We start from the raw sequence: 10,414 nt of genomic DNA on the forward strand, positions 1-10,414 counted from the left end.
GGTCTTCGATGGCCTTGCACAGGTCGCCCAGCAGGCGTAGCACGACTTCCTGCACGCGCGGGTTGGCGGGGCGGTCGGCGGCGTCGACTACCCAGTTCTTGACCAGGGTTTCGATGTCGGCGTGGTTCATTTCAGGTCTCCTTGTGGATTGAAGGTGCGTGGTTGGAACGGCATGAGATTGTGGTGTGGCAGGTGTTCGCGCTGCATTTGCGGGGCGGGCAGGGAGGCCGCGCCGGCGGGAAATGTCGGGCACATGATTTGCTGCGGGGAGAAGGTTTCTATATGTCGGATCATATTCGTTGCGTATAATGCGCCGAGGTGATGACACGATATTCCCGTCGGTGATGGGCGTCCAACACCGTTTTGGTATCAACTCAATACCTGGAGGGTATGGTATGGAATTGCGGCACCTGCGCTACTTCGTTGCGGTAGCGGAAGAAAGGAACTTTACGCGGGCGGCTGAGCGGCTGCATATCGCCCAGCCGCCGCTGAGCCGGCAGATGCAGCAGCTCGAAGAGACGCTGGGGGTGGTACTGATCGAAAAAGGCTCGCGGCCGCTGCGCCTGACCGAGGCCGGGCAGTTTTTCCTGGCCCACGCCAAGCCCCTGCTGGAGCAGGTCCGGGACCTGAAGTCGATGACCCAGCGGGTCGGCAAGCTGGAACGTACGCTGACCGCCGGATTCGTCGCCTCGACCCTGTACGGACTGTTGCCCGACATCATCCGGCGCTACCGCGAGCGCCATCCCGAAGTCGAGGTGACGCTGCACGAGATGACCACGGTGGAGCAGCTCAAGGCCCTCAAGGAAGGGCGGATCGACGTCGGCTTCGGACGCCTGAAGAGCGAGGACCCGAGCATCCGCCGCATCCTGCTGCGCGACGAACGCATGGTGGTGGCGCTATCGCCCGGCCACCGCCTGTCGGAAAAGGAGGAGGGCGTCAAGCTGATGGAATTGATCCACGAACCCCTGCTCGTGTATCCGAAATCGCCGCGGCCCAGCTTCGCGGACCAGGTACTGGCCGCGTTCAGCACCGCCCACCTGACCCCGGACCACGTCACCGAAGTGCGCGAACTGCAGATCGCGATGGGGCTGGTGGCGGCCGGCCAGGGAATCTCGATCGTGCCCGAGAGCGTGCAGGGCATGCATCAGCGCAACGTCCTGTACCGGCCGATCCAGGACAAGCATGCGTTCTCGCCGATCCTGTTCAGCGTGCGCCACATGGACCGCTCGCCGGAGCTGCAGAACATGCTCGCCGCCGTGTATTCGGTCTACGACGATCTCGGCATTGCGTATGTCGAGGAAGCCCTGTAGCGTTCAGGGCGGCGCTTGGCCCGCCTCGGGGTCGCGGTGGTTGGCGAGCAGGCGCAGCATCAGGGCCTGGAGCTGGGCCGCATCCTCCGCTGAGAACCCGGCCAGGAAGCGGCGGTTGACGCGGGCGATGATGCTCATTACCTGAGGGTAGAGGGCGCTGCCCTTGGCGGTGAGTTCGACATTGACCTGGCGCCGGTCGGGGCTGTCGCGCACGCGCCGCACGATGTCCTTGGCTTCCAGCCGGTCGAGCAGGCGCGACATGGAGCCGGCATCGATGCCGGCGAACCGGCAGAACTCGTTGACGGTGCGGGCCCGTCCGCGCATCGCGCCGATCACCACCACCAACTGCGACGCGGTCAGGTCGAGCGGCGCCAGTTCGTGTTCGAGCGCCATGAACACCGCATTGCGCACGGCATTCACGAGGTGGCTCAGTCCACCACTGATGAGATCGTCCAGCCCGGCGCCCGTATCGCGTGTCACGCTTCCCCCAATAAGACCGGCCATCCTACTTGCACCGGCAAAGACTTTCAAGCGCGCGCCGTCCAGATACTTCATTGTTGAAATAAATCCGGTGGACCGGTAAGATGCATGCTTCCACTTGCTTGCCTAAGCAAAGACATGCAAAAAACCAAACTCTACGCGCGCGCCCGGCGGCCGGTACCACCAACCTGACTTTGACACTGAGACAGACAATGAGCCAACCAGCACCCCGGCAGACCGCTGCCGCGCAGCCGGCCGCGCCGGCATCCGGCCGCAGGCGCCTGTTTACCGCGCTGGCGGCGGTCGCGCTGCTGGGCGCCCTGGGTGCCGGCGGCATCTACTGGGCGACCTCCATGCAATACCGCGAACTGACCGAAGACGCCTACGTCGAGGGCAACCTGGTGCAGGTGACGACCCAGATCGCCGGCACCGTGACCGCGATCGCGGCCGACAATACCGACCGCGTCGCCGCCGGCCAGGAACTGGTCAGGCTCAGCGCGGTCGACGCCAAGCTGGCGCTGGCGCGCAGCGAGGCCGCTCTGGCGAAGACGGTGCGCCAGGTGCGCGCCCAATATGCCTCGGCCGGGCAGATGCAGGCCCACGCCGACCAGCGCCGGGCCGAACTGAGCAAGGTGGAGGCGGATGCCGGGCGCCGCTCCCGGCTCGTGCACTCCGGCGCGATCTCCGGCGAAGACCTGGCCCACGCGCAGGAAGCGGTGCGCGGCGCCCGTGCGGCGCTGGCGGCGGCCGAGCGCCAGTTCGCCGCCAACCATGCCTACGTCGACAGCACCACGGTCGCCACCCATCCGGACGTGCTGGGCGCGGCGGCGCAGGTCAAGGATGCCTATGTCGCGATGGTCCGGACCTCGGTGCCGGCGCCGGTCGCCGGCATGGTCGCACGGCGCAAGGTCCAGGTCGGGCAGCGCGTGGCGGCGGGTACGGCCCTGATGACGATCGTGCCGGTCGAGACGATCTGGGTCACGGCGAACTTCAAGGAATCCCAGTTGCGGCATATCCGCAGCGGGCAGCCGGTTACGCTGACCGCGGACGCCTACGGCAAGGACGTGGTCTACCACGGCAAGGTGGTCGGCCAGGAAGCCGGCACCGGCAGCGCGTTCTCGCTGATGCCGGCCCAGAACGCCACCGGCAACTGGATCAAGGTGGTGCAGCGGGTCCCGGTGCGGATCGCGCTGGAGCCGCGCGAAGTGGCGCAGCACCCGCTCCAGCTCGGGCTGTCCATGCGGGTCAGCGTCGATACCCGCAAGCGCGACTGGCCGCACCCCGCGCCCGGCGCGGTGGCGCGGCAATCCTACCGCACCGAGGTGTTCGACCTGGAGGGCTGGGCCGCCGACACGCTGGTGGCGGACATCATCGCCGCCAACGCCGGGGACGAGCGGACGCTGGCGCGCAAGTAGGCCGGCATGCACATCGCTCCTCCGCGCCGCCCGCGCCTGCTGCTGCTGACGATCTTCCTGCTCACCGCGACAGAGTACCTGCAAACCGGCATGATCGCGTTCGGCGCGGGGCCGATCATGGGCGGCATCGGCGCGGCGCCCGAAGAATTCAGCCTGATCAGCGTCATCTACGCCTGCGTCGCCGTCGCCGTGATCAGCAAGCAGCGCTGGCTGGCCGAGCGCCTGGGCTGGCGCCGTTTCATGCTGTGCTCCCTGGCGGTCTTCATCTGCGGCGCGGCGCTCTGCGCGGCCAGCGAATCGACTTGGCAGTTCACCGCCGGGCGCATCGTGATGGCGCTGGGCGGCGGCAGCTTCATGACGTCCTCGCGCGTGCTGGTCAACCTGTTCCCGCCCAGTCCGGCGCGCTTCACCGGCATCCGTTTCTTCGCCACCGCGCTGGCGGTCGGCAGTTCCGGCGGCCCGCTGCTGGCGTCGGTGGCGGTGTCGAACCAGGGCTGGCAGTGGATCTTCATGATCCTGATCGGCCTGGCCGTCGCGATCGCCGCGCTGGCCGTCGCCTGCCTGCCGGGCGAGGTGCCGCCGCACGCATTGCGCACGCAGTCGCATCCGGTGCTGCTGATGGCGCTGGTGGCCGGGACCTTCGCGCTCCTGTACGCCTTCCAGCGCTCGTACTACGACTTCTACAGCGACCTGCCGATGCTGCTGGCCGGCGCCGCGCTCGGCGCGCTGGCGCTGGGCTACTTCGTGCACGCCATGCACCGGGGCGAACGCCCGCTGCTGCACCTGCGCGAGCTGCGCAACGCGCGCTACGCCAGCGGGCTGGCGCTGTTCACCTTCTGCTACACGCTGATGGGCGCCACCAACTACATGCTGCCGGCGGTCCTGCAGCGCGGCCTGGGCTTCGCGTGGGAAGCGATCGGCCCGGTGCAGGCCGCGGGCCTGGCCGCGACCGTCCTGACCTGGGTGCTGATGCAGCTGGTCCTGCCCAAGCGCCCGGCCGCCAAGAAGTACTACCTGGCCGGCTTCCTGGCGCTGGCGGTGTTCGGCTGGCGCATCGCCGGGCTCAACCCGCATGCCGACCTGTGGCGCGATGTCGTGCCGGCGCTGGCCTGCTACGGCGTGTTCGTGATGCTGGTGCTGGCCACCACCGCCATGCACACCTTCCGTGAAGTGCAGCACCACGAAACCGTGTTCTCGCATGCCCAGCAGGTCAAGAACATGCTCGCCCAGTTCGGCTCGGGCCTGGGCGTGGCCGCCGCCACCGCCGTGCTGCAGGGACGGATCGCGGCGCACCACGCGGTGCTCAACGGCCGCTTCGCAGCCGGTGACCCGGCCTACGACGAGGCCCTCCACACCCTGGGCCAGTCGCTGGCGCAGCAGGGCGCGGCGGAACCGGCGGCGCTGGCCGCGGCCAGCCTGGCGCAGGGGCTGGCACAGCAGGCGACGCTGCTGGCGGCGCTCGACTACTTCCAGGTGGTCGGCTTCATCGGGCTGGCGGGAGCAGCCGTCATGCTGGCGCAGCGGGTCCTGAAATAACAAGTGCAAGCCGGGACCTGAATAACACTTCATTGATGAATAGTTCAGTGATAAAATAATGTCGATGCCGCAGAGGCGAAATCGGAGGAGTCATGGACCTGAAAGTTTGCATGTTGGTGTCGGCGATGGTCGTGTTGTCCGGCTGTTCCTTCATGGACGATCTGGCGGAGCACGATCCGGTTCGCACCCAGGTGCTTGCCGAACTGGGACAAGCGGCGCCCGCACCCGTGCCGGGGCAGGACCCGGCCACACGTTTGAAAGGAATGGCGCGATGACAGCCGTCGACAAGAATATCAACCAGCACAATGCCGGCTGGTCCTTCGAAAACATCAGCGAGGACTTCGATGCGCATATCCAGCGCTCGATCCCCCTGTATGAGAGCGGGCACAAGCTGATTTGCCACTACAGCGATTTCTTCCTGAAGGCCGACAGCCTGGTCTACGACATCGGCTGCTCGACCGGGCAGATGCTCGGCAAGCTGGCCCGGCACCACTGCCACAAGAACGAGTTGCGGCTGGTCGGCATCGACAACGTCCGCGACATGGTCGACAAGGCGCGCGCGATCCTGTCTTCCGACCGGCGCGTCGGCTTCACGCATGCGAACGTGCTGGACGTCGACCTGGAACCGTCGGACATGATCGTGTCGAACTACACGATCCAGTTCCTGCCGCCGCGCGTACGGCAGGCGCTGATCGAGAAGATCTACCGCTCGCTGAATTGGGGCGGCGCCTTCTTCATGTTCGAGAAAGTGCGCGCTCCCGACGGACGTTTCCAGGATTACGCCAACCAGGCCTATGTCGAGTTCAAGCTGGAGAACGGTTTCAACGAAGCGGAAATCATCAACAAGTCCAGGAGCATCAAGGGCGTGATGGAGCCGTTCTCGACCCAGGGCAACATCGACATGCTCAAGCGGGCAGGCTTCGCGGACATCATGACGATCCAAAAGTATGTCTGCTTCGAAGGCTTCCTGGCGGTCAAATAAGAAGGGTTGATGCACATGAATACACATATCGGCAATTTCTTGTTCAAGTACAGGAACGCGCTTGGCCCCTGCCTGTTCCTGGCCGCGCTCTGTGCGGGCCGGCCCGCCCACCCCTTCGGCAGCGCCGGCTGGAACCTCGCATTCGACCTGGCCGGCGTGCTGTGCGCGATGCTCGGCCAGGCGCTGCGCATCGTCACCATCGGCTATGAATACATCGAACGCGGCGGCAGGAACCGGCAGGTCTATGCCAGCAAGCTGGTGCAGGGCGGAGTGTTCGCGCACTGCCGGAATCCGCTCTACGTCGGCAACGTGCTGATGGCGGCCGGTTTCGCGCTGATCTTCCACTCCTGGGTGTTCTACCTGGTGGTGCTGCCCCTGGTGCTGTACGCCTATAGCTGCATCGTGGCGGCGGAAGAAGCCTTCCTGGGCAACAAGTTCGGACCGGAGTACCGGCGCTATTGCGAACGGGTGAACCGCTGGTGGCCGAGATTGAGTGGCTGGCAGCGCTCGCTCGGCGACATGCGCTTCAACTGGCGCCGGGTGCTGGTCAAGGAATACAACACCATCTTCGTGCTGATCCTGTCCTTGACCGTGTTGAAGCTGTGGAGCGAATACCTGATCGCCGGCGACGCGCAGCGGCCGTCCACGGACGTGCTGGCGGCCGGATTGGTCATCTGGCTGTCCTCCTACTTCCTGGTGCGCTCGCTGAAGAAGAGCGGCATGGTCCAGGCATGAAGCCCTGAATCGTTCATGCCCGATCCAGGCCGGGAGTGGAACCCGGCCTGGCAAGGGCCCCTATCGGAAAATCATGCCCAGTAACGTACAGCGAAAAGTCGTCGTGATCCTCGATGCCGCCGGCATGGCCGGCGAAGCGATCGCCCGGCACCTGGTGGAACAAGGTGCGCGCGTCGCGCTCGGCGGCAGCGACCCGGCGCGTCTCCGCGAGCTGGCCGCCGAGTTCGCATGGGATGGCGGCGAGGCGATCGCCTGCGAAGCCGACATGACCCGGCGTGCCCAGGTCGACCGTCTGCTCGACGCCGCGAGCGAACGCTTCGGGCGGGTCGACGTGATGGTCGGCATCCCCGTGCCGCCGGCCGATTTTCCGTACGCCGAGGGCGACCGCGCCAGGCCCGGCCTGCTCAGCGGGATTCATGCGCTTGGCGCGATCCATGCGACCATCGCCGCGCTGGCGCACATGCGGCGCCTCGGCACGGGGCATATCGTGAATGTCGCGCCGCCGGGCGGGCAGGCGATCGCGCGCGCGCTGTCCGAGTGGTCGCGGCGCGTGCATGCGCAGGCCGACGCCGACCGCATACGCATGACGCTGGTGGCGCCGAGCCGGCCGTGCGGCGGCGCCGGCCCGGAATACGCGGCATCGGTGGCGCGCGCGGTGGCATTCGCCATCGGCCAACCGGCCGGCATCGACGTCGACGAGATCCTGTTCCGCCAGATCCGCACGCATGCGGCGGCGTACGCCGAAGCCTGAGCCGAAGACCGCTCAGGCGTCGGCGTTCAGCTTGACCAGCAGGCCGGCATAGAGGTCGGCCATCTGGCGCAGTTCGGCCGGACTGAAACCGGCATACGCGGCGGTGACCGTGGAGGAGGCGTCGGGCAGTGCCCGTTCGATCAATGCGCGCCCGCTGTCGCTGAGCGAAATCATGACCGCGCGGCGGTCGCCGGGCTTGGGGCGGCGCTCGATCAGCCCGCGCGCGGCCAGCTCGTCGCAGACGCGCGTGAGATTCGCCGGCTTTTCGTGACAGGCTTCGCTCAGTTCGGATGCCGTCGAGGTCTCGTCGACGCTGCCGTACAGGATCGCCAGCACCATATAGCTGGTGTCGGTGAGATCGTATTTCTTCAGTACGGCGTTGGTGGTGTCGCGAAAGGTCTTCTGCAAGTGATAGGTCATGCGGATTAAGCGCATCGATGCGGTCGGAAACCCCGGCATCCGTGCCTCGATCCTCTGCAATCGCTTGTCGGTCGCCCCAAAGTCGTTCATCGTCGTGTCTCGCAGCTCGTCAGGAGCGGGATTGTACCTGCGCAGGCGACCGGCCGCCATCGGCACCGGTCCCGGGAGTGTCCGGCAGCGCTCAGCCGCCGGAGTGCGGGGCCGCGGCACGCTTGCCGGCGGCAACGGCGTCCGCCGGATGCGAAGCGGCGACCGGCCACGGATACAGGTATTGCGCCTCACTCAGGGGGAACAGGCCGTCGGCGCGCGCCTGCGCGAGTTCGGCCAGCACGCGGGTGCGCACCGGATCGTTGGCCGTCGCGTCTCCAGTCGTGGCGCAGCCGGCCAGTACGGGGACGATCAGGAAGGGGAGGAGTGATTTGATGTTCATGGGATCCACCTGTTCGATGAGTGTAGGACTATATTTTATCATTGAATAGTACATTTCTAAACGATGGTGCTCGTTCGCTGTCGTTCCTGCGCTCGTCTAGCGAATGCCGGCACAATCGTCGTAGAATTGGCGTTATTGTTCCGCTTGTCGAGATGATGGATAAATTTCTGGAAATGAAGGTGTTCTCGGCGGTGGTCGAGGCCGGCAGTTTCACGGTCGCCGCGCATGCATTGCAGATGTCGAAGACCGCGGTTTCCCGCTATGTCGCCGAGCTGGAGGAACGGCTCGGCATCCGGCTGCTGCACCGGACCACGCGCAGGCTGTCGCCGACCACGGAAGGGGAGGTGTTTCACGCCCGTTGCCGCGAGCTGCTGGAAAACCTCGACGAAGCGGAGGCCGAGATCACCTCGCGCAGCGGCGAAGCGAGCGGGCTGCTGAAGGCGAATGTCCCGGTCACCTTCGGCCTGATGCACCTGGCGCCCCTGTGGCCGGCGCTGATGGCACGCCATCCGAAGCTGGCGCTCGACGTCACGCTGTCCGACCGGGTGGCCGACCTGGTCGAGGAAGGCTTCGATCTCGCGGTGCGCATCGGGCAGCTGCCGGCGTCGTCGCTGATCGGCCGCAAGCTGGCATCGACGCGCATGGTCGTATGCGCCTCGCCGGACTACCTGTCGGCGCGCGGCGAACCGGCCCGCCCGGCCGAACTGGCGGCGCACGACGTGATCTCGTACAGCCTGTTCGCGGCCGGCGAGAACTGGACCTTCTCCGGCCCCGACGGCCCGGTCACCGTCAAGGTCGCAGCGCGCATGCGCACCAACAGCGGCGACACCTGCCGCGCCGCCGCGCTGCAGCACCAGGGCATCATCCTCCAGCCCAGCTTCCTGGTCGGCGCCGACCTTGCGCAGGGAAGGCTGAAGGAAATCCTGCCGGGCTACCGCTCGAGCGCGCTGGGCATCTACGCGGTCTACCCGTCGCGCAAATTCCTGTCGCCGAAGGTGCGCGTGCTGATCGACTTTCTAGCGGAGGCATTTGTCGAGCCCGCTTGGGGTGATTAAGGATTGTCTCGATTTTCGGAACAGTCTCGCCAGGCTGGCCCGGTTTATCTCGTTCTTCGGTCGGTCTACACTGGTCCTATGTTGATGCGGCTCCCGCCGCTCCGAATGAACGAGGTACCGACATGGCTCCGCTTCCCACATTGTTTGTCTCGCATGGTTCGCCCATGCTGGCGCTGCAGGACAGTCCCGCGCGCCGCTTCCTGCAGGAGCTCGGCAGATCGCTGCCACGGCCGCAGGCGATCGTCGTCGTCTCCGCCCACTGGGAAAGCGCGAACGGCCCGGCGGTGAGCCTGGCACCGCAGCCCGAGACCATCCACGACTTCGGCGGTTTTCCGCGCGCCCTGTTCGAGATGCGCTATCCCGCTCCGGGCGCTCCCGAGGCCGCCGAGCGCGCCGCCGCGCTGCTCGAGGCCGCGCAGATCCCCGTCGGCCGCAGCCCGCAGCGCGGCCTCGACCACGGCGCCTGGGTGCCGCTGCGCCTGATGTATCCGGATGCCGACATTCCGGTCGCGCAGCTGTCGGTGGTACGCGGCGCCGGCCCGGCCGCGCACGAACGGATCGGGCGCGCGCTGGCCGCGCTGCGCGAGGAGGGCGTGCTGGTGCTCGCATCCGGTTCGCTGACGCACAACCTGTACGAGTTCCGCGGCCAGCACATCGACGCCCCGGTGCCGCACTGGGTCGGCGAGTTCGAGGCGTGGATGAAGGCGCGCCTGGAGAGCCGCGACCATGACGCGCTGCTGGACTATCGCCGGGCCGCACCGTTCGCCGTCGAGAACCATCCGACCGACGAACACCTGCTGCCGCTGTTCGTCGCGCTGGGTGCGGCGGGACCGGGCGCCCAGGCAAGGCAGCTGCATTCGAGTTTCGAACATGGCGTGCTCGCCATGGACGCCTACGCATTCCAATGAAAGGAGCCGCCATGTCGGACCCCCTCGATCAATTGACAGTGGACCCGGTTTCCGGGCTGGCCTACCGACTTCGTCCGCCGCAGGCGGGGCAGGGCGGGGCGCCGTGCCTGCTGCTGCTGCATGGCGTCGGCGCCAGCGAGGCCGGCTTCGTCGAGCTGGCGCGCCAGCTCGACCCGCGCCTGGCCGTGGTGCTGGTGCGCGGCCCGCTGGTGTTCGCCCCCGGCCGCTTCGGCTTTTTCCAGGTGAGCTTCACGCCCGCCGGACCGGCCATCGACGCCGCCCAGGCCGAACGCTCGCGGGTCCAGCTGCGCGAGTTCATCGGCCAGCTGCCGGTGCTCTGCGGCGCCGATCCGCAGCGGATCTGGATCGCCGGCTTCAGCCAGGGCGGCATC

Annotated in this window: 13 protein-coding genes; 10 read left to right on the top strand and 3 right to left on the bottom strand. The window is 66.9% G+C overall.

The window, feature by feature from the left end:
• Positions 1 to 395: 395 nt before the first annotated feature.
• Positions 396 to 1,310 (top strand): LysR family transcriptional regulator, encoded by a 915-nt coding sequence (locus ACI48D_RS25045; protein ID WP_435573959.1) that lies wholly within the window; start codon positions 396 to 398, stop codon positions 1,308 to 1,310.
• A 3-nt stretch (positions 1,311 to 1,313) separates the two neighbouring features.
• Here the strand turns inward: ACI48D_RS25045 and ACI48D_RS25050 are convergent, their stop codons facing one another.
• Positions 1,314 to 1,865 carry a MarR family winged helix-turn-helix transcriptional regulator gene (locus tag ACI48D_RS25050; protein ID WP_435573960.1) on the bottom strand — a complete coding sequence of 184 codons (552 nt, stop codon included), beginning with the start codon at positions 1,863 to 1,865 and terminating at the stop codon, positions 1,314 to 1,316.
• A gap of 137 nt (positions 1,866 to 2,002) precedes the next feature.
• Here ACI48D_RS25050 and ACI48D_RS25055 point away from each other — a divergent pair, with 137 nt between their 5' ends.
• The 6 genes from ACI48D_RS25055 (at position 2,003) to ACI48D_RS25080 (ending at position 7,209) form a co-directional block, all read left to right on the top strand.
• The gene (locus ACI48D_RS25055; protein WP_435573961.1) at positions 2,003 to 3,205 is read left to right on the top strand and encodes an efflux RND transporter periplasmic adaptor subunit; all 1,203 of its coding nucleotides are present in this window, start codon (positions 2,003 to 2,005) and stop codon (positions 3,203 to 3,205) included.
• A gap of 6 nt (positions 3,206 to 3,211) precedes the next feature.
• Complete coding sequence (locus ACI48D_RS25060; protein WP_435573962.1) at positions 3,212 to 4,741, top strand: MFS transporter; 1,530 nt, start codon at positions 3,212 to 3,214, stop codon at positions 4,739 to 4,741.
• Positions 4,742 to 4,833: 92 nt separating this feature from the next.
• A complete protein-coding gene (locus ACI48D_RS25065) occupies positions 4,834 to 5,016 on the top strand; it encodes a hypothetical protein (RefSeq protein ID WP_435573963.1) in 183 nt (60 codons plus the stop codon).
• Positions 5,013 to 5,723 (top strand): methyltransferase domain-containing protein, encoded by a 711-nt coding sequence (locus ACI48D_RS25070; protein ID WP_435573964.1) that lies wholly within the window; start codon positions 5,013 to 5,015, stop codon positions 5,721 to 5,723. Before ACI48D_RS25065 ends, ACI48D_RS25070 begins: the two co-directional genes overlap by 4 nt.
• 15 nt (positions 5,724 to 5,738) lie before the next feature.
• Positions 5,739 to 6,458 carry a methyltransferase family protein gene (locus ACI48D_RS25075; RefSeq protein WP_435573965.1) on the top strand — a complete coding sequence of 240 codons (720 nt, stop codon included), beginning with the start codon at positions 5,739 to 5,741 and terminating at the stop codon, positions 6,456 to 6,458.
• 73 nt (positions 6,459 to 6,531) lie between these two features.
• Positions 6,532 to 7,209: an SDR family oxidoreductase gene (locus ACI48D_RS25080; protein WP_435573966.1), complete on the top strand. Its 678-nt coding sequence runs from the start codon at positions 6,532 to 6,534 to the stop codon at positions 7,207 to 7,209.
• Positions 7,210 to 7,221: 12 nt separating this feature from the next.
• Here ACI48D_RS25080 and ACI48D_RS25085 read toward each other — a convergent pair whose 3' ends face one another.
• Both ACI48D_RS25085 and ACI48D_RS25090 read right to left on the bottom strand, forming a co-directional pair.
• A complete protein-coding gene (locus ACI48D_RS25085; RefSeq protein ID WP_435573967.1) occupies positions 7,222 to 7,617 on the bottom strand; it encodes a MarR family transcriptional regulator in 396 nt (131 codons plus the stop codon).
• A gap of 193 nt (positions 7,618 to 7,810) precedes the next feature.
• Positions 7,811 to 8,059, bottom strand: coding sequence for a DUF4148 domain-containing protein (locus ACI48D_RS25090; RefSeq protein ID WP_435573968.1), 249 nt, complete (start codon positions 8,057 to 8,059; stop codon positions 7,811 to 7,813).
• A gap of 155 nt (positions 8,060 to 8,214) precedes the next feature.
• On the opposite strand from ACI48D_RS25090, the gene ACI48D_RS25095 reads away from it, so the two are divergent.
• The 3 genes from ACI48D_RS25095 to ACI48D_RS25105 form a co-directional block, all read left to right on the top strand.
• On the top strand, positions 8,215 to 9,114 hold the full coding sequence (locus ACI48D_RS25095; protein WP_435573969.1) for a LysR family transcriptional regulator: 900 nt from the start codon (positions 8,215 to 8,217) through the stop codon (positions 9,112 to 9,114).
• A gap of 122 nt (positions 9,115 to 9,236) precedes the next feature.
• Positions 9,237 to 10,022, top strand: a complete 786-nt coding sequence (locus tag ACI48D_RS25100) for a dioxygenase family protein (protein WP_435573970.1) — start codon at positions 9,237 to 9,239, stop codon at positions 10,020 to 10,022.
• A gap of 11 nt (positions 10,023 to 10,033) precedes the next feature.
• Positions 10,034 to 10,414, top strand: a 381-nt coding sequence (locus ACI48D_RS25105) for an alpha/beta hydrolase (protein WP_435573971.1), incomplete at its 3' end; no start/stop codon positions are given.

It is taken from the genome of Massilia sp. LXY-6 (assembly GCF_051233485.1).
Lineage (GTDB): Bacteria > Pseudomonadota > Gammaproteobacteria > Burkholderiales > Burkholderiaceae_D > Telluria.

Bases quoted from the DNA above. Each gene is read 5' to 3' on its own strand.
- ACI48D_RS25045 (WP_435573959.1), top strand. From the start codon at position 396: ATGGAATTGCGGCACCTGCGCTACTTCGTTGCGGTAGCGGAAGAAAGG.
- ACI48D_RS25050 (WP_435573960.1), bottom strand. From the start codon at position 1,865: ATGAAGTATCTGGACGGCGCGCGCTTGAAAGTCTTTGCCGGTGCAAGT.
- ACI48D_RS25055 (WP_435573961.1), top strand. From the start codon at position 2,003: ATGAGCCAACCAGCACCCCGGCAGACCGCTGCCGCGCAGCCGGCCGCG.
- ACI48D_RS25060 (WP_435573962.1), top strand. From the start codon at position 3,212: ATGCACATCGCTCCTCCGCGCCGCCCGCGCCTGCTGCTGCTGACGATC.
- ACI48D_RS25065 (WP_435573963.1), top strand. From the start codon at position 4,834: ATGGACCTGAAAGTTTGCATGTTGGTGTCGGCGATGGTCGTGTTGTCC.
- ACI48D_RS25070 (WP_435573964.1), top strand. From the start codon at position 5,013: ATGACAGCCGTCGACAAGAATATCAACCAGCACAATGCCGGCTGGTCC.
- ACI48D_RS25075 (WP_435573965.1), top strand. From the start codon at position 5,739: ATGAATACACATATCGGCAATTTCTTGTTCAAGTACAGGAACGCGCTT.
- ACI48D_RS25080 (WP_435573966.1), top strand. From the start codon at position 6,532: ATGCCCAGTAACGTACAGCGAAAAGTCGTCGTGATCCTCGATGCCGCC.
- ACI48D_RS25090 (WP_435573968.1), bottom strand. From the start codon at position 8,059: ATGAACATCAAATCACTCCTCCCCTTCCTGATCGTCCCCGTACTGGCC.
- ACI48D_RS25095 (WP_435573969.1), top strand. From the start codon at position 8,215: ATGGATAAATTTCTGGAAATGAAGGTGTTCTCGGCGGTGGTCGAGGCC.
- ACI48D_RS25100 (WP_435573970.1), top strand. From the start codon at position 9,237: ATGGCTCCGCTTCCCACATTGTTTGTCTCGCATGGTTCGCCCATGCTG.